Source organism: Pseudonocardia yuanmonensis (genome assembly GCF_039542425.1).
GTDB lineage: Bacteria > Actinomycetota > Actinomycetes > Mycobacteriales > Pseudonocardiaceae > Pseudonocardia > Pseudonocardia yuanmonensis.
In genome coordinates this window covers 13,172-33,007 of the sequence record NZ_BAABIC010000018.1, presented here as the reverse complement: position 1 = coordinate 33,007, position 19,836 = coordinate 13,172, and the positions used below count along the sequence as shown (strand labels likewise).

General features: G+C 75.4%; 19 protein-coding genes. 6 read left to right on the top strand and 13 right to left on the bottom strand.

Annotated features, from left to right (window positions below; genetic code table 11):
* Positions 1–11 precede the first annotated feature (11 nt).
* The 4 genes from ABD990_RS23915 to ABD990_RS23900 form a co-directional block, all read right to left on the bottom strand.
* Positions 12–1,514 carry a CoA transferase gene (locus ABD990_RS23915; RefSeq protein ID WP_345382977.1) on the bottom strand — a complete coding sequence of 501 codons (1,503 nt, stop codon included), beginning with the start codon at positions 1,512–1,514 and terminating at the stop codon, positions 12–14.
* On the bottom strand, positions 1,511–3,268 hold the full coding sequence (locus ABD990_RS23910) for an acyclic terpene utilization AtuA family protein (protein ID WP_345382976.1): 1,758 nt from the start codon (positions 3,266–3,268) through the stop codon (positions 1,511–1,513). The genes ABD990_RS23915 and ABD990_RS23910 overlap by 4 nt, the downstream gene beginning before the upstream one ends.
* 75 nt (positions 3,269–3,343) lie before the next feature.
* Positions 3,344–4,045: a COG4315 family predicted lipoprotein gene (locus ABD990_RS23905; protein ID WP_345382975.1), complete on the bottom strand. Its 702-nt coding sequence runs from the start codon at positions 4,043–4,045 to the stop codon at positions 3,344–3,346.
* Positions 4,046–4,312: 267 nt separating this feature from the next.
* Positions 4,313–5,242 carry a pseudouridine synthase gene (locus ABD990_RS23900; protein ID WP_345382974.1) on the bottom strand — a complete coding sequence of 310 codons (930 nt, stop codon included), beginning with the start codon at positions 5,240–5,242 and terminating at the stop codon, positions 4,313–4,315.
* A 193-nt stretch (positions 5,243–5,435) separates the two neighbouring features.
* Here ABD990_RS23900 and ABD990_RS23895 point away from each other — a divergent pair, with 193 nt between their 5' ends.
* From ABD990_RS23895 to ABD990_RS23885, 3 genes are read left to right on the top strand one after another with little or no spacing between them, the layout of a single operon-like run.
* A complete protein-coding gene (locus ABD990_RS23895; protein WP_345382973.1) occupies positions 5,436–7,214 on the top strand; it encodes a PP2C family protein-serine/threonine phosphatase in 1,779 nt (592 codons plus the stop codon).
* Positions 7,211–8,284 (top strand): cobalamin B12-binding domain-containing protein, encoded by a 1,074-nt coding sequence (locus tag ABD990_RS23890; protein WP_345382972.1) that lies wholly within the window; start codon positions 7,211–7,213, stop codon positions 8,282–8,284. The genes ABD990_RS23895 and ABD990_RS23890 overlap by 4 nt, the downstream gene beginning before the upstream one ends.
* Complete coding sequence (locus ABD990_RS23885) at positions 8,281–8,688, top strand: STAS domain-containing protein (protein ID WP_345382971.1); 408 nt, start codon at positions 8,281–8,283, stop codon at positions 8,686–8,688. Before ABD990_RS23890 ends, ABD990_RS23885 begins: the two co-directional genes overlap by 4 nt.
* Before the next feature lie 59 nt (positions 8,689–8,747).
* Here the strand turns inward: ABD990_RS23885 and ABD990_RS23880 are convergent, their stop codons facing one another.
* Genes ABD990_RS23880 through ABD990_RS23870 form a run of 3 tightly spaced genes read right to left on the bottom strand, consistent with a single transcriptional unit; the run spans position 8,748 to position 9,957 of the window.
* Positions 8,748–9,086: a nuclear transport factor 2 family protein gene (locus ABD990_RS23880; protein ID WP_345382970.1), complete on the bottom strand. Its 339-nt coding sequence runs from the start codon at positions 9,084–9,086 to the stop codon at positions 8,748–8,750.
* Between the two features lie 2 nt (positions 9,087–9,088).
* Positions 9,089–9,805, bottom strand: coding sequence for an MmyB family transcriptional regulator (locus ABD990_RS23875; protein ID WP_345382969.1), 717 nt, complete (start codon positions 9,803–9,805; stop codon positions 9,089–9,091).
* Positions 9,805–9,957, bottom strand: coding sequence for a hypothetical protein (locus ABD990_RS23870; RefSeq protein WP_345382968.1), 153 nt, complete (start codon positions 9,955–9,957; stop codon positions 9,805–9,807). The genes ABD990_RS23875 and ABD990_RS23870 overlap by 1 nt, the downstream gene beginning before the upstream one ends.
* A gap of 138 nt (positions 9,958–10,095) precedes the next feature.
* Here ABD990_RS23870 and ABD990_RS23865 point away from each other — a divergent pair, with 138 nt between their 5' ends.
* On the top strand, positions 10,096–10,809 hold the full coding sequence (locus tag ABD990_RS23865; RefSeq protein ID WP_345382967.1) for a DUF4253 domain-containing protein: 714 nt from the start codon (positions 10,096–10,098) through the stop codon (positions 10,807–10,809).
* Positions 10,810–10,825: 16 nt separating this feature from the next.
* Here ABD990_RS23865 and ABD990_RS23860 read toward each other — a convergent pair whose 3' ends face one another.
* Positions 10,826–11,302: a hypothetical protein gene (locus tag ABD990_RS23860; protein ID WP_345382966.1), complete on the bottom strand. Its 477-nt coding sequence runs from the start codon at positions 11,300–11,302 to the stop codon at positions 10,826–10,828.
* 141 nt (positions 11,303–11,443) lie between these two features.
* Between ABD990_RS23860 and ABD990_RS23855 the strand changes: the two genes are divergently transcribed.
* Together ABD990_RS23855 and ABD990_RS23850 are read left to right on the top strand one after the other, a co-directional pair.
* Positions 11,444–11,929: a peroxiredoxin gene (locus tag ABD990_RS23855; protein WP_345382965.1), complete on the top strand. Its 486-nt coding sequence runs from the start codon at positions 11,444–11,446 to the stop codon at positions 11,927–11,929.
* A gap of 73 nt (positions 11,930–12,002) precedes the next feature.
* Complete coding sequence (locus ABD990_RS23850) at positions 12,003–12,977, top strand: NADPH:quinone oxidoreductase family protein (RefSeq protein WP_345382964.1); 975 nt, start codon at positions 12,003–12,005, stop codon at positions 12,975–12,977.
* On the opposite strand, the gene ABD990_RS23845 is transcribed toward ABD990_RS23850, so the two are convergent.
* The 5 genes from ABD990_RS23845 to ABD990_RS23825 are packed head-to-tail and all read right to left on the bottom strand — an operon-like array spanning position 12,978 to position 19,520.
* On the bottom strand, positions 12,978–15,269 hold the full coding sequence (locus tag ABD990_RS23845; protein ID WP_345382963.1) for a DEAD/DEAH box helicase family protein: 2,292 nt from the start codon (positions 15,267–15,269) through the stop codon (positions 12,978–12,980). It abuts the gene before it with no gap.
* Positions 15,270–16,892 (bottom strand): site-specific DNA-methyltransferase, encoded by a 1,623-nt coding sequence (locus tag ABD990_RS23840; protein WP_345382962.1) that lies wholly within the window; start codon positions 16,890–16,892, stop codon positions 15,270–15,272. It abuts the gene before it with no gap.
* Positions 16,889–18,868: a M13 family metallopeptidase gene (locus ABD990_RS23835; RefSeq protein WP_345382961.1), complete on the bottom strand. Its 1,980-nt coding sequence runs from the start codon at positions 18,866–18,868 to the stop codon at positions 16,889–16,891. The genes ABD990_RS23840 and ABD990_RS23835 overlap by 4 nt, the downstream gene beginning before the upstream one ends.
* Positions 18,865–19,170 (bottom strand): hypothetical protein, encoded by a 306-nt coding sequence (locus ABD990_RS23830; protein WP_345382960.1) that lies wholly within the window; start codon positions 19,168–19,170, stop codon positions 18,865–18,867. Before ABD990_RS23830 ends, ABD990_RS23835 begins: the two co-directional genes overlap by 4 nt.
* Positions 19,167–19,520 carry an LLM class flavin-dependent oxidoreductase gene (locus ABD990_RS23825; protein WP_345382959.1) on the bottom strand — a complete coding sequence of 118 codons (354 nt, stop codon included), beginning with the start codon at positions 19,518–19,520 and terminating at the stop codon, positions 19,167–19,169. The genes ABD990_RS23830 and ABD990_RS23825 overlap by 4 nt, the downstream gene beginning before the upstream one ends.
* Positions 19,521–19,836 lie beyond the last annotated feature (316 nt).

Below are 19,836 nucleotides of genomic sequence, written 5' to 3'. Positions count from 1 at the left end.
TGCGGGAACGGTCAGGTGAGCCAGGCCGGCCGGGAGCTGCCGCGCGGCACCAGGATCGTGCGGTAGCGCCCGGGCGTGCCGGACATCCGGACCTGGTCGGTCACGCCCTGGTAGAGCCCGAGCGGGGTGTCGGCGGTGAAGGTCTCGGGATCGAGGTAGGCGTGCTCCTCCCCGGTCCCGGCGACGGACCGGGCGTAGCCGAGGTCGAACACCCCGAGCTCGAGGATCCACAGCGCCACCCGCATCAGGGAGACGTGGACCTCCCAGCTGCCGCCCTCCACCGCCCGACGGCGCAGCGCCGCGACGATCCCGGCCGCCGTCAGCCAGGACACGATGTAGTCGTTGACCACGAGGATCGGCGACAGCCGGGGTTCGACCTCGGGCGAGATCCCGCCCGCCTCCAGGTCGAACATGCCGGTCAGCGCGCCCGCCGTCTGGTCGAAGCCGACGCGGTCGCGCCACGGCCCGCGCTCGCCGTGCAGCGTGTTGGTGGCGTACACGATGCCGGGCCGCACTCCCGCGGCGTCCTCGGCGGACAGCCCGATCGACGGGAGGTAGCCGGGCCGGCGGTTGGCGTAGAAGACGTCGGCGCCGGCCAGCAGCTCCCGCACGACCCGCGGCCCGGCGCCGCGGGCGGGGTGCACGGTCGCCGACCGCACCCCGACGTTGGCGGTCACGTACGTCGTGTCGTGCTCGAACTCCGTCGGCCGCCAGAGGTTCAGCACGTCCGCGCCGTGCAGCGCCAGGGTCCGGCCCGTCCCGGCGCCCGCGATCACGTGCCCCATGCCCAGCGCCCGGACGCCGTCGAGCGGCTGCTCTGCGCCGCCCGGCAGCGGCTCGGGGTCGGCGTCGCCGGTGCGCGTGATCTCGATCAGCGGGGTGTCCTCGAGGACGGTGTGCTGCGCGGTGGCGAGGAACTCGGCGGGCGTGCGGACCAGCGGCATGACGACGCCGGCCTCGGCGCCCGCGCGCTCCAGCTCGGCGCCCGCCCATCGGGCGACCGCCCGCTCGACCGCCTCCGGTGTGTCGGCGCAGTCCAGCAGCCGTTGCGCCGCGACCTTGAGCCCCGGGTAGCCGTTGAGCGGCATGACCCAGCGGCCGTCGCCGGTGCGGTAGAAGCGGAACCCGAAGGCCGGCGAGGGGTTGGCCGCCGACGCGACCGGATAGCCGTTGAGCAGCTCCCAGCGCCGGTCGTAGAAGGGGCACAGCCGGTGCGGGGCGCTGCGCAGGTCGGCCGTGACGTCCTGGCCGGCGCCGCCGCGGTCGCGGTGCAGCGCCGCGACCGCGACCGACTTGGCGGCCAGCGCGAGTGCCGCCGCCCCGCCGAGCCGCAACGCGCTGGGCACGACGGGATCGGCGCCGAGGAAGCTCATTCGCCCGCCGGTGTCCGCCGCGGACAGCCCGATCCCGCCGAGCAGCGCGTCGAGCTCGCCGCGGACGTCGAACGCGGCGTCCGTCGCGGGGTTCGCGACGGTCGCCCGGATGCGCTCCCCGAGGCCGAGAACGGCCGTCACAGCAGCTCCTCCGGGATGGTCACGTGCTTCGACCGCAGGTACTCGCCGACGGACTTGCCGATCTGGTCCACCCGCAGGTTCGACGACCCGCCCGTGCCCAGCAGCCCCTTCAGCACCACGTGGACCGCCCGCAGGTGCGGGAACTCGTGCCGGACGACGTCGCACTCCTTGGCCTCGGGCAGCAGCTCCCGGATCGCCGAGGTGCTCAGCGTGGACCGCAGCCACTCCCAGTGCGCGGGGTCGGGGACCCAGATGCCGACGTTGGAGTTGCCGCCCTTGTCGCCGGCGCGGGCGTAGGTGAGCGTGCCCAGCGGCATCCGCCGGCCGGCGGTCGACGCGGTGGACGACGCGACGGGCGGCTCCGGCGAGCGGCCCTGCGCGAGCTCCTCGGGGGTCGCCCACCGCAAGGAGACCGGCGCCTCGAGCCGCGTCCCGTCGGCCAGCACGGCCGTGTTCGGGACGAGCTCGGCGGGCAGCAGCGCAGGCCAGTACTCGATCCGCGCCCACGGCTCGCGGACCGGCAGGGCGCCGCCGTCGTGGTGGAAGCCGGGGAAACCCTGCAGGTAGAGGCTGCCGACGGCGGCGGGGAAGAGCTTCAGCGGCTCCGGTGCGCGGGCCGTGGCCATGACCCGGATCGGGACCGTGGCCTCCCACTGCGAGTGCGGGTCCTCCGCGGCGGTGCCGAGCGGGGTGACGTCGAGCTGGTCGACGTGGCCCTCCAGCTGCGCGCGGAGCTGGTCGCGCAGCAGCGCCACCTTCTTGGCGACGTTCGGCGAGGTGCAGAACAGCATCTGCGAGATCTGCCAGCCGATCTGTGCGAACACCGCGACCTTCGCCGTGGGCGGCGGCGGGGAGCCGACGACCGGCCCGATCGCCACCCGGTCCTTCCCCACCTGCTCGAGCCGGATGGAGTCGAAGTGCACCGTGGCGTCGGGGTTGAGGTACCGCGGGCCCTGGATCTCGTAGAGCAGCTGCGCGGTGACCGTGTCCACGGTGACCATGCCGCCGTCCCCGGTGTGCTTGGTGATCACGCACGAGCCGTCGGCCGCGATCTCGGCGATCGGGAACCCGCACTTCACGACCCCGGGGACCTGGGTGAAGCCGGAGAAGTTGCCGCCGGTCGCGTGCGCCCCGCACTCGATCACGTGGCCGGCGGTGATCGCCCCGGCGAGCGGACCCCAGTCGTCGGGCGTCCAGCCGTGCCACCAGGCGGCCGGGCCGGCGGTCAGCGACGCGTCCGTCACCCGCCCGGTGACGACGATGTCCGCGCCGGCCTTCAGCGCCTCGGCGATGCCGAACCCGCCGAGGTAGGCGTTGGCCGCGATCGGCTCGACGCCCCAGTCCTTGAGCGGCGCGCCGGAGTCGAGGTGCTCCATCGCGTGCCCGTCGGCGTGGAACCCGGCGAGCCGGTCCAGCACGTTGTCACCCTCGACGTGCGCGACGGTGAGGTCGACCCCGGCCTCGGCGACGTCCGCACGCAGCGCCGCGGCGAGCCCGGCCGGGTCGAAGCCGCCCGCGTTCGTGACGACCTTGATCCCGCGCTCGGCGACCGTCTTCAGGTGCGGGCGCAGCTGTTTGCGGAAGTAGTCGACGTAGCCCCGGCGGTCCGCCGCGAGCGAGGCCAGGGTCACCTCGGCGAGGTAGTCGCCCATGAGGACGTCGACGGGGTCGCCCGCCAGCGCCTCGTCGATGGCCGTGAACCGGTCACCGAGGTAGCCCGAGAAGTTCCCGATCCTCACCGATCGTTCGTTCATGAGCCCCGACGATAGCCCCCGGACGCCGATTCGAGGAGGGGTCGGTGATGCATCTGCATCCCCGACCCCTCCCGGTCAGTGGCCCCCGGGGGCCGTGCTGGTGCTGTGGGCGACGTTCCCGACGGCCGGGGCGCCCGTCGTGGCGGTACCGCCGGTGCCGCCGCTCTTCGTCGTCCCGAGCGAGCCGGCGGGGACGGACGCCGGCGCGGCCGCGGGGCTCGCGCCCGGGCCGTTCGCGGCGGGGGTGCCGTTGACGCCCATGGCCTGCCACGTCCCGCCGACGCCCTCGCCCTTCGCGTCCCCCGGCTTGGTGTCGCCGGAGAAGCGGTAGAGGGGCCACCCGTTGAGCGTGAGCTGCTGGGTGCCGTCCGGCCGGCCGATGGTCCCGACCAGGCCGGACGGGATGCCCTGCAGCGCGGGCTGCCCGTCGCCCTGCACCGGCGGCCACTTCGCCGCGCACTCGCCGGTGCAGGTGGAGGCGGACGGGTCGTTGCGGTCGTTGGCGAAGCGGTAGACGGTGAAGCCGTCCGTGGTCACGACGGTGCCGACGGCGGTCACGCCGGTGCCGAGGCCGCCGGTCGGGGCGACGGTCGTGCCGCCGGTGCCGCCGGTGCTGCCGGTCGTGGCGCCGCTCGTGCCGCCGGCGGGCAGCGCCTCGCTGGCGTCGACGAACCCGGACGATCCGCAGGCGGACAGCGCCGCCGCGGCGGTGAGGGCCGCCGCGGCCGTGAGGACGGGGCGGAGACGGGCATGCCGGAGGAGACGGGGGAGCGTCATCTCGGTGGTTCCTTCGGTTCTTTCGCGGGGAGCGAGTCGTGCGGATCCCGCCCGCGGCGGCGGGGGGCGGTGCGCCGGGGCGGGAACCGCTGCGCCGGACCCTACGAAGCCGGGAGGGGCGGACGTTGCCACGCTGAGAGACGATCACGGCACGCGACGCGACCGGCGCGCCGAATGGCCGCCGTCTGCTGCCGTTGCGCACGGCCGCTGCTCCGAACGCCGCACGGCGTCCTCAGAATCGATGACGGGGCGCGCGTCCGGAGCCGCTCATCCGCCCGTCGGACCGCTCTCCGGCCAGGCCCGCAGCCGCAACCGGCTGTCGAACCGCCGCTCCTCGCCGCTCACCGGATCGGTGAACTCCAGGGTCGTCGCGAGCAGCTGCAGCGGCGAGGAGAAGTCGTCCAGCGGGGTCTCGTGCAGATCGGGGTAGAAGTCGTCGCCGACGATCGGGATGCCGAGCCCGGCCAGGTGCAGCCGGAGCTGGTGGGTGCGCCCGGTGAGCGGGTGCAGCCGGTAGCGGGCGTGGTCGCCGCGCCGCTCGACGAGCTCCACGCGCGTCTCGGCGTTCGGCTCGCCGGGCACCTCGTAGGCCCGGATCACCCCGCGCTCCTTGACGATCCGGCTGCGCACCGTGCGCGGCAGCTCCAGGTCCGGGCGGTACGGCGCCACGGCCTCGTAGGTCTTGCGGACCCGCCGGTCCCGGAACATCGTCTGGTACCGGCCGCGCAGCTCGGGCCGCACCACGAACAGCACCACCCCGGCGGTGACCCGGTCGAGCCGGTGCGCGGGGGACAGGTGCGGCAGGTCCAGCCGGTGCCGCAGCCGCACGAGCGCGGTCTCCACGACGTGCCGCCCGCGCGGGATCGTGGCGAGGAAGTGCGGCTTGTCGACGACCAGGATGTCCTCGTCCCGGTGCACGATCCCGATCTCGAAGGGGACCGGCACCTCCACGGGCAGGTCACGGTGGAACCAGACGAACGAGGCGGGCACGAAGGGCGCGTCGACGGTGAGCGCACCCTCGGTGCCGACGATCCGCTCCTCGCGCAGCATCTCCTCGATCCGGCCCGGGTCGACCCGCGGCAGCCGCTCGACCAGGTGCTCGCGCATGGTCCGCCACGGGCCCTCGTCCGGGGTGCGCAGCCGGACCGGGTCGAGCCCGTGCCGCTGCGGGAGCGGGGCCGGGCGGCGTCGTCTCACCGGCCGAGGATACGGAGGAAGGAGACGCCGGGCCGGGAGGACGCGGGGCGGGAGTCGTGACGGGCGCCGCCGGAGCGAGCGGCGGCGGCGCGGCGGCGAGATCTCGGCGGGGTCGGGGGACGTGGGCGGCGCGGCGGGCGGCCCGACCCCGGTCCGGCGCGGACGATCGCGCGGGAACGGATAATCTCGGGACGTGCCTGCACGCCGCGACCGGCACGGCCGCGATCCGGGAGGGAAGGGCATCATCCGTAGCAAGGACCCCGACGCGGGCCGCATGACGACCGGGATCGGCGGCGGCTCCGTCGACCGGCCCTCGGCGCCGGTGGCGCCCGCGCCCGCCGCTCCCGCCCCGCCGGCCGGGCCGAGCCTCGCCGACCGGCTGCTCGACGGCGCGGACTTCGGGGTCCTCGCGATCGACGAGCGCGGCCTGGTCCGCCGGGCCAACGCCGCCGCCCGCCGCCTGCTCGGCGTGCGCGAGGCGGAGCTGCTCCCCGCGCCCGTCGCGGCCGCACTCGTCGCCGGCCCGGAGCACGGCTCGGACACCGGCCCGGACACCGGCCCGGACGACGGCCCCGTGGAGCTGGACCTGGGTGGGCGAGCGCTGCGTGCCCGCCGCCAGCCGCTGCCCGGCCGCTGGGTCGCCTGGCACGTCGAGGACGTCACCGAGCACCGCCGGCGCCTGGACAACCTGCTCGCCGAGCGCGCCCGGTCGCGCTTCCTCGCCGCCGCCAGCCGCAGGCTCGGGCTGTCGCTGCACCCGGGCCGCACCGCGCGGGCGGTCGTCGAGCTGGCGTCGTCGGAGCTGGCGGACCTCGCGGTCGTCGTGCTGCCGGTCCGCGGCGGCGTGTCGGAGTGGTACGCCTGCGACGCCGACCGGGTCGCCCACAGCGGCCGCACGGACGTCGCCGACATGCCTGCGGAGCTGCGCGACGCCCTGGCCGGGATCGCGACCGGGCCCCGCCCGCTGCTCGCCGACGACCTCGCCGGGCAGCCCTGGGTCGCCGGCGCGCCGGCCGCCGCGGCGCTGATCTCGCTGCCCGGCAACGGCGTCCCGGCCGGAGCGCTGGTGCTGCTGCGGCACGAGACCGACTCGGCCGCCGCGCCCGGCGTGGACAAGGCGCTGACCGAGGAGTTCGCGCAGCGCTCCGGGCTCGCGCTCGCCGCCGCGTCGCTCTACGCCGGTCAGGCCGGCACCGCGGCCGTGCTCAAGCGGAGCCTGCAGCAGCCGGAGCTGCCGCGGGTGCCCGGGATGGCCTTCGGCGCGGCGTACCGGCCCGCCGAGGAGGGCCTGCTCATCGGCGGCGACTTCTACGACGTGCACGTCGGGCCGGAGGGGTCGGCGATGTTCGTGCTGGGCGACGTGTGCGGCAAGGGCGTGCACGCGGCCGTCAGCACGGGGCAGCTGCGCCAGACCGTCCAGGCCCTGCGCCGCCTCGACCAGGATCCGGTCAGCCTGCTGCGGCTGCTCAACGAGACCATGCTCGAGGCCGCCGATCCCGAGGCCGATCCCGGATTCGCGACCGTCGTGCTCGGTACGGCGACGCCGCTGCCGGACGGCGGCCTGGAGCTGGAGCTGGCCGGCGGCGGGCATCTGCCCCCGCTCGTCGTGCGCCGTGACGGGGTCGAGGAGGTCGAGATCGGCGGCATGCTGGTCGGCGCCGTCCCCTCCGCCCGGTTCGCCGCGCGCACGGTCCGGCTCGCGCCGGGCGAGGCCTGCGTGCTCTACACGGACGGCGTCAGCGAGGCCCGCGGGGGCGTCGACGGCCGCGAGACCCTCGGCGAGACGCGGCTGGCCGGGTTGCTGGCGGGCGCGCACGTGATGCCGGCACCTGCGATCGCGGAGCGGGTGGAGCAGCACACCACTCGCTGGCTCGCCTCCGGCGCGCACGACGACATCGCCGTGCTCGTCGTCCAGGCGCCGCTGCCGCTCCCGGCCCCGTCCGACCCGGCACCCGCCGAGGAGCGGCCGTGAGCCCGCGTCACGCTCCCGACTCCCGCGTCGTCGCCCGCCGGGCGGAGTTCATGGCCGCGCTCGGGCGGGCGGACGAGGACGCCGCCGTCGCGCTCGCCCTCGGGCTGGTCGACGCCGGTGTACCGGCCGGCGAGGTCCTCCTCGGGCTGGTCGCGGGCACGCAGGAGGAGGTCGGGCTGCGCTGGCAGCGCGGCGAGTGGAGCGTCGCCCAGGAGCACGCCGCCACCGCCGTCAACGAGCGGGTGGTCGCCGCGGTCGGCCGCCGGACCCCGCCCGGCACCCGCGGGCACGTCGTGCTCGCCTGCCTCGACGGCGAGTGGCACGCCCTGCCCGGCAGGATCGTGGCCGAGGTGCTGCGGCTCGCGGGCTGGTACGTGACCTTCCTCGGCGCGAGCGTGCCCGCCGGCGAGCTGGTGTCCTACCTGCACCAGGAGGGACCGGACGTCGTCGCGGTGAGCTGCGCGCTGCCGGTCCACCTGCCCGCGGCGCACCGCACGATCGTCGCCGCGCAGCGCACCGGCACGCCGGTGCTGGCCGGGGGACCGGGCTTCGGTACGGACGGCCGCTGGGCCCGCCGCCTCGGCGTCGACGCGTGGGCGCCCGACGCCGTCGAGGCCGTCCGGCTGCTCGACGAGCTGCCGTGGCCGGAGCCCGAGCCGGACCAGGTCGGCGACGAGGCCGGGCCCGAGTACGCGGGCCTGCGGGAGCGGCGCGGCGACCTGGTCGCCGCCGCGACCCGGGTGCTCCACGGCCGGACCGCGCTCGGCACGCCCACCGGCGTGGTCGACGCGGGACTCGAGGACGACCTGACCCACGCCGTCGACTTCCTCACCGCCGCGGTCTACCTCTCCGACCCGGACGTCTTCACCGGCTACCTGGGCTGGCTGGCCGACCTGCTCGGGGCACGGGGCGCCGGGACGGACGCCGCGCGCGCCGTCCTGGCCGAGTTCCACGCCGGACTGCACGACTTCCCGTTCGCGCAGCAGTGCCTGCGGCGCGGGGCCACGCAGCTGGAGGAGGGTGCGGCGCCCGGGCACGGGGCGGCCGCCGTCAGGGAGGCCACGGCATGAGCACCAGTTCCGGAGTGCACCGCGACCCCAGCCGGCCGCAGCCGCTGCGCGTGCAGGCGCGCGCCGAGGCGACCCACCTGACCCTCGTGCTGGTCGGGGACCTGACCTTCGGCACGGCAGCGAGCGTGGAGGAGCACGTGGGCGCGGTCGCCGCGGAGGCGGGCCCGGACCTGCCGGCGGACCTGGTGGTCGACGTCGCGGGCCTCGACTTCTGCGACTCCGCCGGTCTGGCCGCGCTGATCGGCCTGCAGCGCCGCGCCGCCCGCCGCGGCGGCACCGTCACCCTCGCCGGCGTCAGCGGGACACTACGCCGGGTGCTGCACGTGACCGGCGCCGAGATCCTCTTCACCCTCCGCCCGGCCGACCCCGCCCACGGCGCCGAGTCCGGGGGGCGGGCGGGGTAGGCACCGCCCCGATCGTGAACGCGCCGCTCCTCGTGCTCCGCGCCGAAGGCGGCGACGCTCTACGGGCAGATCGTGAGGGCGGCGATCCCGCGGTCGGTCAGGGTGAAGTGGTGGTGCAGCACCACCGGACTGCCCGGAAAGTTGCCGGCGACCTCCACCGCCACCACCGTCGCGGGGCCGATGCTGCGGACCGACCGCACGGTGCGGGTCAACGTGTACGCCGCGGCCACCCCGTTCGTCCACGCGCGGATCGCCTCGGTCCCGACGTGGTCGCGCCCCTCGTCGTGCACGACGGCGTCCGGGGCGAAGCAGCCGACGATGGTCTCGACGTCCGTGTCGGTCCTGGCGCGCAGGTAGGCGGCGACGGCCTCGGGGGCGTCGACGAGCGTCTCGGACATGGTCATCTCCCTGTCGGGTCGAGGTGGGTGAAGTCCTCCGGCCCGACGACGCGGAGCAGGCCGAGCCTGCCGGCGGTGCCGGTGCCGGGAGCGGGGGTGAACAGCAGCAGGCGCTGGTCCTCGGCGGTGGTGCGCAGGACCACGCTGTCGAGCTCGAGCAGGCCGACCGCGGGGTGGTGCACGCGCATACGGCTCTCCCGGCGCACGGCGACCTCGTGCTCCTCCCACAACGCGGCGAACTCCGGGCTGTCCCGGCGCAGCCGGACCAGGAGTGCCTCTCCCTCCGCGTCCCGACCGCCGCCCTGCCGCCGGCGGGCGAGCGCCGCCCGGAGATCGGCGACGTGGACCCGGCTGAGCCGCTCCCGCTCCTCCGGCGGGTGCGGAGCGCGTACGGCGGCGTCGGTGAACCAGCGCCACACGACGTTCCGCCGATCGTCCGTGACCGTGCAGACCTCGCCGAACAGCGTCTCGGCCATCCGGTTCTGCGCGAGGAGCGCGCCCAGCTCGTCGACGACCTGGGCGGGCGTGTCGACGAGCGTGTCCAGCAGGTGCAGGAGCCCGGGCTCGACGTGCCCGCCGCCGCGCGGACCCGCGGGAGGCCGGTGGCCGGCGAGGAGGAAGAGGTGGTCGCGCTCGTCCTTGGTCAGCCGCAGGGCGCGGGCCAGGGCGGCGAGCAGCTGCGTGCTGGGCTGCGAGCTGCGCCGCTGCTCCAACCGCATCACGTAGTCGCTGCTGACCCCGCGAGCTGCGCCACCTCCTCGCGCCGCAGCCCCGGGGTGCGCCGCCGCGTGCCGTGCGGCAGGCCCACCTCCTCCGGCGACAGGCGCTCGCGCGCCCGGCGGAGGAAGTCGGCCAGCTCGTCCCGGTTCACGCCCCCGATCATGGACCCGGCCACCGACAAGAACCACGGAGCGTCGCTCCTAGGAAACGTCCGGCGAGGTCCGTTCACGCGCGTGAACGTCTCGGCGCCGGCGGGACCCGGACCGGCCCCACCCCCGTCGAACCCGGTATGACGACCATCGACGCCCACCTCCCGTTCGACCTGCACGACCTGCCGAACCCGGACGTCTACGAGGCGCTGCTCCGCGCGGCGCCGACCACCGGCCGATGCCCGGTGTGGATCACCAACTGGACCGTCGGCAGGGTCGGGCCGCTCACCGCCGCCGAGCGCACGGCCCGGCTGCTCGACGTCGCGCGGGCCGACCCGGCGAGGCTCCTCGAGCAGGCCTGGCCCGGGCCCTGCCCTTCGACCTGCTCGTGCCCCGAGCCCCTGCCGGCATGGCCGGGCGTGCTGCCCGTGCCGGACCGCAACGCGACCGCGCTCGAGGGCGACCTCCCGGTCGTCGCGGCCGCGCGGTGGGCCCGGGAACGGGCGCGGGACTCGGCGCTCGCCGTGGTCGACGCCGCGCGTCCGGCGGACGTCCCGGCGGTGCTGGACTGGCGCGGGGCGTGCAACTACGACCAGGACGTCGTCGAGATCTCGGCCGTGCTCCGCAGCTGGGAGGAGCGCTTCGGCGCGGTGCTCACGCTGCTCGACGCGGACACGCTGATCCTCTCGGTCGCCGCGCCGCCAATGACCCGGCGCGAGTGCGAGAGCGTCGCGGCCGAGCACTTCGCCTTCTGTCCCGACCAGCAGGACCCGCAGGACGGGCGGTGGTTCACCCTGCGCGGCTACGCCGACCTCATCCGGGGGGCGCGGCAGTGGCGGTTCTGGTGGGACTGAGCACGGGAGGCGGCGCTCACGCCTCCCGGCGCCACCCCCACCGGCGGCGGGGCTCCTCCGGTTCGGGGTCGACGGGCGCGGGCCCGAGGGCCAGCTCGGACGCCTGCTGGGCCAGCACCTCCAGCTGCGCGGTGACGTCGGCGTGGGCCGGGTCGAGCGCGGCCTGCTCGGCGATGGTGGCGGCCTGGGCGACGGCGTCGGCGAAGGAGGAGCGGGCCTCGTCCAGCCGCTGCGAGATCCGCTTGGCCGGTGCCTCGCTGACCCACAGCCAGGCGGGTTCGATCGAGTCGCCCACCGTGGCCAGCCTGCGCACGGCGCCGAGCTCGGTGTCGAGCTGGGTCGCGATCCGGGCGAGCCACTCGCGCGCCGGCGAGGGCGGGATCGCCGACACGATGCGCCGGAACCGGGCGACCGCGTCCTCGCAGGCCGACACGTAGCCGTTCCAGTAGCGGGACAGCCGGGGCGGCGGCGGTTCGGGCTGCGAGCGGGGCACGCGACCAGGGTGCCCCACGGCGGCGGCCGGCCCGCACTCCGGCCGCGGACTCACCGGAAGGTGGGGCGCGCAGGGACACACCGACGACGAGCGGCGCTAGCGTGGGCACGCCCACGTTTTCCTGGCTGCGAGGAGCTCGGCGTGACCCTCTCGATCGGCGACACCGTCCCGGACGTCACCCTCACCACCGTCCGCGAGGGCGGCCCGACGCCGGTGCAGAGCGCGGAGGTCCTGGGCTCGGGCACCGTCGTCCTGTTCGGTGTGCCCGGCGCCTTCACCCCCGCCTGTTCGGACCAGCACCTGCCCGAGTACGTGCTGCGGGCCGACGAGCTGAAGGAGAAGGGCGTCGACACGATCGCCTGCGTGGCGGTCAACGACGCCTTCGTCATGGACGCCTGGGGGAAGTCCCGCGAGGTCGGGGACAAGGTCCTCATGCTCGGCGACGGCAACGGCGAGTTCGCCCGGGCGGTCGGCCTGACCCTCGACGGCACCGGCTTCGGTCTCGGCATGCGCTCGCAGCGGTACGCCGCGGTGCTGGAGAACGGCGTCGTGAAGAGCCTGTGGGTGGAGGAGAAGCCCACCGACGTGACCGTCAGCTCGGCCGACGCGGTGCTCAAGAGCCTCTGAGAGCCTCCGATCCGGGGCGTGGCCGTGGTCACGGCCGCGCGACACCGAACGGACGATCGGCCAGGGTGGACCGATGCTGCGCGTGGTCTGCACCGAGTTCGGCGATCCGGAACTGCTGACGGTGGTCGAGGAGCCCACCCCAGCCCCCGGCCCGGGTGAGGTCCTCGTCGAGGTCGGCGCCGCCGGCGTCAGCTTCGTGGACGGGCTGATCGTCCGCGGCGGCTACCAGGTGAAACCGCCGCTGCCGTTCACGCCCGGATCGGCGGTCGCGGGACGGGTCGTCGCGGTCGGCGAGGGTGTGGAGACCTGCCCGGTGGGGACGGCGGTGGCCGCCTCGGTGACCGGGTTCGGCGGCTTCACCTCGCACGTCACCGTCCCCGCCCCGCTCGCGGTCCCGCTGCCCGCGGGCGTCGACGCCGCTGTCGCGGCCAGCGCGATGGAGAGCTACGCGACGCTGGTCTTCGCCGTCACACAGCGGGTCACGATCGGGCCCGGCGAGCGGGTCGTGGTGCTCGGTGCGGGCGGCGGGATCGGCCTGGCCGCGGTCGACGTGGCGCGCAGCCTGGGCGCCCGGGTCGTGGGCGTGGCGTCCTCGGAGGAGAAGCGGGCGGCGGCGAAGGCCGCGGGTGCCGAGGTGACGATCGACTACACCGACCTCAAGGACGCCGTCCGCGCGGCGACGGACGGCGGTGCCGACGTCGTGATCGACCCCGTCGGTGGGCCCGCGGCCGAGTCGTCGTTGCGGGCACTGCGCGCGGGCGGCCGGTTCTGCGTGCTGGGCTTCGCGTCGGGTGAGATCCCGCGGCTGCCCGCGAACATCGTGCTGCTGCGGAACCGGTCGGTGATCGGGGTGGACTGGGGCGACTGGGCGCGGGAGGTCGGCGGGCCGGAGGGCAACGCCGCGCTGCTGGCGGACGTCCTCGGCCGGATCGGGCGCGACGAGCTGCACCCGCCGCGCCCCTCGGTCGCGCCGCTCGACGAGGCCGGGGCCGTGCTGCGGCTCTACGCCGAGCGCCGGGTCACCGGGAAGTACGTCCTCGTCCCCTGATCACGGGGCGTGGACGGGGCGGTCGACGTCGGCCGGTGGCCGGTGCGACGACAGGTACACGACCTCGCCCGCGACGTGCGCGGCCCGCGGGCTCACCGGCCCGAACGGGGTGTCGACGGTGAAGGCGCGCGGTAGCTCGGCCCGCTCGCCGCGCACCCCGTCGGCGGGCCGGAGCTCCCCGGCGACCACCTCGAGCACGGCCGGCAGCTGTGCCCGCAACGCGCCGAGCAGGGCGCACACGGCCCGGTCGAGCACGGCCGTCGGGTTCAGGGCCACGCAGCCGAGCAGCCCGGCCTCGTCCAGCACCCGGCACACGGTCGCGCGGGTCAGCCCGGTCCGGGCCTGCACTTCGGCGACCACCTCCGCCTCGGTGAGACCCGCAACGGGCTCCAGCGCATAGGCCGGGCCCGCCACCGAGTCCCCCGTGGCGTGGTCGGTCGTCCGCACCCGGACCAGCGGCGGCGTGATCGGCCCGGCCGCCCGCAGCTCCAGGACGGCACCGGACACCACGTCCTCGGTCGACAGCGGCAGCCGCGCCCGCAGGCCCTGCCCGACCCGAGCCCACAGCGCCGCGAACTCCGCCCCGCGCACCGCCCCGTCGGGGTCGCCCGCCCGCCGCACCACGATCTCGCGCCCGGTGTCGGCGCGGTACTCCTCCTGCAGGGTGCGCGCGAACTCGTCGTAGGCCTCGTTGGCGATCACGGTCAGCCGCGCGATCCGCGGGTCCCGCACCCGCCGGCCCGCGCCGTCGACGGGGAGGCGCAGGCCGCGGCCGATCTCCTGGCGCTTGCGGTCCGGGGAGCGGGTCTCGTTGAGCGTGCAGATCTGGAAGACGTTCGGGTTGTCCCAGCCCTCGCGCAGCGCGGAGTGGCTGAAGAGGAACCGCATCGGCTCGGCCGCCGACAGCAACCGCTCCCGGTCCCGCATGATCAGGTCGAAGGCCGACGCGTCCGTCTCGCCGCCGTCGACGTACCCGGTCCGCGGGTCGCCGGCGAAGTAGCCGCCGTGCACCGCCGCGACCGGCGGCAGGTCGAGCTCGGGGTACGCGGGCGCGAGCCGCGCGTAGGCCTCCTCGAACCAGCGCCCGGCCTCGCCGAGCCCGCCGTCCGGCGCGCGGTAGCTCGCCACCCGGTCGACGAAGAACAGCGACAGCACCTTGATCCCGCGCGGCGCGAGCTCGCGCTCCCGGTCGAGGTGCCGGCGGACGGTCTCGATCAGCTGGGCGCGGCGGACGCCGGCGTCGTAGGTCCCGGCCGGGGTCGCGGGCGTCACGACGAGGCCACCGGAGAAGCGGACCGCGGGCTCCCGGAACCCGATGTCGGCGACGACGAGGCCGTGCGCGTACTCCCGGCGCCCGCCGGACAGCGAGGCGAGGTCGTCGCCGAGCCGCACCCACAGGGTCCGTTCGCGCTGGTCGTGGTGGATCGTCAGCCGGGCGCGGGACCGGTCGGCGTCGACCGCGAGCAGCCGGACGAGGGGTGCGGACGCCCGCCCGTCCAGCACCACCGAGGCCACCTCGATGCCCTTGACCAGGCCCTGCTCCCGTGCCTCGACCGGGTCCAGCCGATAGACCAGCTCGTGCGGGTCCCGGTGGGTCGCCGAGTAGCGCAGCGTGCAGAAGGGGTTCAGCTTGGCGATGGCCGCGGCGGCGCCCTCGGACTCCATGTTCTGCGGCTCGTCGAGGATCACGACCGGCCGGGTCGAGGCGACGACCTCGATCGGCCGCCGCCCCGCCATCTGGTCCTGCGCCCGGTGGACGACGTTCCCGCCGCGCCCGGCCACGTCCCGGCGGAAGGCCTGCAGGGTCATGACCAGGAACTGCACGCTGCCGGAGGTGGCGAAGCGCCGGACGCGGCCGAGCCGGCGGGCGTCGTAGGCGACCGCGTCGAAGGGCTCGGCGTAGAGCGCGGTGAGGTGCTCGCGCAGGGCCTCGATGCTCGCGAGCACGCCCTCCCGCACGGCCACGCTCGGCACCACGACCACGAACTTCCGGAAGCCGTGGGCGCGGTGCAGCTCGAACGCCGTCCGCAGGTAGACGTAGGTCTTGCCGGTGCCGGTCTCCATCTCCACGGCGAAGTCGCGGGTGCGGCCGGCGGTCACCGGGAGCCCGTGGCGCTCCTGGACGGCCCGCAGGTTGGCCGGGAGCCGCACGTCGAAGCCCGGGCCGGGCGGATTGGCGACGCCGGTCTGGGTGAAGGCCGGGTGCGGTGCGCGGGGCAGCCCGGCGAACAGGTCGACGACGGCGGCGACGGCCGCGGCCTGGTGGGGGAGCGTCGCGTCGAAGCGGAGCACTCACACCACCTGGAGCGCGAGGTCGACGCCCCGCCGGTTGCGCTCGCGGACGGCGTGCAGGGTGTGCAGGCGCAGGGCGTCGTCGCCGCCGAAGCCCTCCTCGGTCACCGCCAGCACCGCGGGTTCGCGGGCCAGCATCGCCTCGACCGCGGCCTCGGTCAGCGGGGCGAGGCAGACCAGCAGCGCCCCGCCGGCGACCGACCAGCCCGGGACGCCGGCGAGATCGACCTCCTCGACCGGGGCCGTGAGCGGATGACCCGCCGCCAGCATCAGGCCGGTGAGGTCGGCGCCGCCCCCGGAGGTGAGCCGGTAGGCGCGGAACCCGAGGTCGGCGCCCGGCGCAGCGTCCGGCCGCAGTGCCGCGCCGGCCCGCCGCACCCGCTCCCGGGTGACCTCGGCGATCGAGGAGTAGGCGGTGCCGGGGGTGGGCTCGGGCAACTGGACGAGCAGGAAGTTCCGCTGTTCCGCGCTGGCCAGGTTCTCGGCGAACACCGCGTGCCCGAGCGTCCCGGAGCCAGCGAAGAAGTCCAGCACGAGATCCCCCGGCCCGGTCCCGATCTGCAGCATCCGCCGGACCAGCCGGGTCGGCTTGGGCGTGGTGAACGGCTCGTCGGCCCCGAACAGCGCGACGACCTCGCGCTTGGCCTCCTGGTTGTGCCCGGTCTCGTCGTGCCGCCACCAGGTGTCCGGCACGATCCCGGCCTGCACCTCGCTGCGGAAGCCCTTGACCCGCGGCGGGTGGTCGCCGTCGCGCCCGAACCAGATGCGCCCGTCGGCGCGCAGCTCCTCGTACCGGGTGCGGTCGCCGTTCCAGTGCCGGCCCGCGGGCGGCCACACCTCCCGGCCCGACGGCAGCGTGACCGGGTACCGGTACGTCCCCGCCCGCTCGACGCCCTCCGAGCGCACCGAGAACGAGACACTCTGCCACGGCCCGCGCGGGTCGTCGTCCGGGTTGCCGAAGGCCTTCTCCTGCGCCGCGCCGCGGGGCAGGAGCCGCCGGTCCCACGCCTCGACGTCCCGGGCGTAGACGAGCACGTGGTCGTGGCTGCCGGAGATCAGCGCGCGGTTCTTCTTCGCGAACACCTTCTGCCAGGCCACGGTCGCGACGAAGTTCTCCTCGCCCCAGATCTCGTCCATGATCAGCCGCAGGTGCGCGACCTCGGTGTCGTCGATCGTCACGAAGATCGCGCCGTCCGGCCGCAGCAGCTCGCGGGCCAGCACCAGCCGCGGGTACATCATCGACAGCCAGCGCGAGTGCCGGCGGCCCGCCGTCTCCACGGCCGCGTTCGCCCGCCGCCCGGACCCGTCGACCTGACCGGAGAAGCGCAGGTAGGCGGCCATGGGGTCGGCGAAGTCGTCCGGGTAGAGGAACTCCCGGCCGGTGTTGTACGGCGGGTCGATGACGATCAGCTTGACCGCGCCGTGGTAGGCGCGGGCCAGCAGCTTGAGGACCTCGAGGTTGTCCCCCTCGACGATCACGTTGCCGGTGGTGTCCCAGTCGACGGACTCCGCCGGCATCGGCTCGAGCGCACCGGTGGGCGGCTCGCCGATCACCCGCAGGCACTCGGCCCGGCCGGGCCAGGTGAGCCCGAAGCGCTCACCAGGCCCCTCCGTGAGCGTCACCAGATGCGCACGCGCGCCTCGGGGGCGGTGAACAGCGCGTCGGACTCCTGGACCGCGAACGCCTCGTGGAAGGCGTCGAGGTTGGTGACGACCGCGTTACAGCGCAGGTCCGGCGGCGAGTGCGGGTCGATCGTGAGCCGGCGGATCGCCTCCGCGTCCCGCGTGACGGCCCGCCACACCTGCGCCCAGCCGATCAGCACCCGCTGCAGCCCGGTGAAGCCGTCGATCACCGGCGGCTCCGTGCCCTCCGTGGCGATGCGGTAGGCCTTGACCGCGATGGTGAGGCCGCCGAGGTCGCCGATGTTCTCGCCGACGGTCAGCGCGCCGTTGACCTTGTGCTCGGGCAGGCCGGCGGGCGAGAGCTTGTCGTACTGCTCGATCAGCGCCCTGCTGCGCCGGTCGAACTCGGCCCGGTCGGCGCCCTCCCACCAGTCGGTCATGTTGCCGTCGCCGTCGTAGCGGGAGCCCTGGTCGTCGAAGCCGTGGCCGATCTCGTGCCCGATCACCGCGCCGATGCCGCCGTAGTTGGCCGCGTCGTCGGCGTCGGGGTCGAAGAAGGGGGGCTGCAGGATCGCGGCCGGGAAGACGATCTCGTTCATCCGCGGGTGGTAGTAGGCGTTGACCGTCTGCGGGGTCATCAGCCACTCGTCGCGGTCGACCGGGCCGCCGATGCGGTTCAGGTCGTAGTCGAAGTCCCACTCCGCGGCGCGCAGGACGTTGCCGAGCAGGTCGTCCGCCTTGACCTCGAGCGCCGAGTAGTCCTTCCACTTGTCCGGGTAGCCGATCTTCGGCGTGAACTTGCCGAGCTTCTCCAGCGCCCGCTCGCGGGTGGCCGGGCTCATCCAGTCCAGCGAGGAGATGCTCTGCCGGTACGCCTCGACGAGGTTCGCGACCAGCTCGACCATCCGCTCCTTGGACGAGGCCGGGAAGTGCCGCTCCACGTAGAGCTTGCCGACGGCCTCGCCGATCGCGCTCTCGACCACCGACACGCCGCGCTTCCAGCGCTCGCGCAGCGTCGGGGTACCGGAGAGGGTGCGGCCGTAGAAGTCGAAGTCCTCGTCGACGACGGCCTCGTGGAGGTAGTCCGCCGCCGCCGAGGCGGTACGGATCGACAGCCAGGCCTGCCACTGCTCGAGCGGCAGCTCCGCCCAGAGCTTCGCGGCGGCCAGCACGAACGAGGGCTGCCGGACGACGACCTCGTCGAACGCGCCGTCCGGCGCCCGCAGCGCCGCGTGCCAGGGCTCCCACGGGAAGTCCGGCGCGTTCGTCTGCAGCGCCGGCCAGGTCATCAGCGTGTAGGTCTTCTCCGCGTCCCGGTTGGTGACCCGGTCCCACGAGACGGCCGCGAGCGCCGTCTCCAGCTCCATGACGCTTCCCGCCAGGCCCGCCGGGTCCTCCAGCCCGACCAGGCCGGCGAGCCGCTCCAGGTGCGCCACGTACTTCGCGCGGATCTCGGCGTACGCGTCCTCGCGGTAGTACGACTCGTCCGGCAGCCCGAGGCCGGACTGGGACAGGTGCACCAGGTAGCGGTCGGAGTTCTTCGCGTCCGTCGAGACGTAGATGCCGAACAGGGCGGCGCGGCCCTGGCGCTGCCGGCGCCCCAGCACCGCGGCGAGCTCGGCCTTGTCCGCGGCGTGCGCGATCTCGGCGAGCAGCGGGCGCAGCGGCTCGACGCCCGCGGCCTCGACGGCCCCGGTGTCCATGAACGACGCGTAGAGGTCGGCGATCTGCCGGGCCTCGGGCCCCGCGAGGTCGGAAGCGCCCTCGACGATCGCCCGCACGTCCTCCTCGGCCTTGTCCCGCAGGTCGCGGAAGGCGCCGTCCTGGGCGCGGTCGTCCGGGATCACGTGGCTGGTCAGCCACTTGCCGTTGACGTGGCCGAACAGGTCGTCCTGCGGGCGGGTGCCGGGGTCGACCCACCGCAGGTCCAGACCGCTGCGGCGGGTCCCGTTCGCTGTCTCGGGGGAGGTCGTCACGCCGTCCATCCTGCCGTCCGTCGTGGCCCGGCCGCCACGGATTCGCGCACGGCGGAGACGGCCTCGGTCGCGACGGCCAGCGTCCGCAGGTGCCCGGCCAGGTCCGTGCGGGTCGGCCGGGTCTGCACCAGCAGCGCGCTCGCCCACGGCAGCGCGGGATCCGCGCGCAGCCGGGCGGCGACCTCCGCGGCGCGCTCGCCCACCCGGATCAGCCGCGACACGGCGACCCGCGGCTCGGCGGCCGCGCGGGCCCAGTAGCGCCCCAGGGCCGGCGCCGCGCCCTGCGGACGTCCGCTGATCACGCCGATGCCGCGGGCCGCGGCGGCGTCGACCCCGCGCCGACGCCCAGCTCCAGGCGCTCGCCGGACAGGGCGTCGAGCACGGCCGCGTCCTCGGCCAGGCGCAGCGGGTCCTCGAGGGCCGCGGCGACCACGCCCGTCCCCAGCCGGATCCGGCTCGTGGCCTGCGCGACGGCCGCGAGCAGCACGAAGGGGGAGGGCAGACAGCCCTGGGCCTCGCTCGCGTGGTGCTGGGCGACCCAGAAGGACGCGAACCCGGCCGCCTCGGCCGCGACGGCGAGCTCGAGGGTGTCGCGGTAGGCGTCGCGCGGGGAACCCGGGCGCCCGACGTGCGTGAGGGAGCCCAGCTCCATGCACGGACAGTACCGATCTTTTGACGCAGCGTAGTCGACCGCGGCCAGTGACGGCGGACACTCGCAGGACCGCCTTGCGCGACCGGCCGTGCGACGCGAGTATTCGATCGTGACCCCGGACCTCCGACTCGTGGCTCGGCTGTACGTCGACCTGTGTCGGACGAACGTCGACCTGTGTCCGGTGGACGTCGACCCCTTCCGGACGGGGTCGCCGACGCGCCGCTGATCCGGTCGCGCGCTGAGCCGATCACCGGGCACCCGCCCGCCCCTCACCGCACGCCCGCCCGCGCACCGTGCCGCGGACAGCCTGCCCGTC

Coding starts and splice junctions, on each gene's coding strand:
- ABD990_RS23875 (WP_345382969.1), bottom strand. CDS start 9,805: ATGCGGTTGGAGCAGCGGCGCAGCTCGCAGCCCAGCACGCAGCTGCTC.
- ABD990_RS23880 (WP_345382970.1), bottom strand. CDS start 9,086: ATGTCCGAGACGCTCGTCGACGCCCCCGAGGCCGTCGCCGCCTACCTG.
- ABD990_RS23825 (WP_345382959.1), bottom strand. CDS start 19,520: ATGGAGCTGGGCTCCCTCACGCACGTCGGGCGCCCGGGTTCCCCGCGC.
- ABD990_RS23885 (WP_345382971.1), top strand. CDS start 8,281: ATGAGCACCAGTTCCGGAGTGCACCGCGACCCCAGCCGGCCGCAGCCG.
- ABD990_RS23850 (WP_345382964.1), top strand. CDS start 12,003: ATGCTGCGCGTGGTCTGCACCGAGTTCGGCGATCCGGAACTGCTGACG.
- ABD990_RS23905 (WP_345382975.1), bottom strand. CDS start 4,045: ATGACGCTCCCCCGTCTCCTCCGGCATGCCCGTCTCCGCCCCGTCCTC.
- ABD990_RS23865 (WP_345382967.1), top strand. CDS start 10,096: ATGACGACCATCGACGCCCACCTCCCGTTCGACCTGCACGACCTGCCG.
- ABD990_RS23910 (WP_345382976.1), bottom strand. CDS start 3,268: ATGAACGAACGATCGGTGAGGATCGGGAACTTCTCGGGCTACCTCGGT.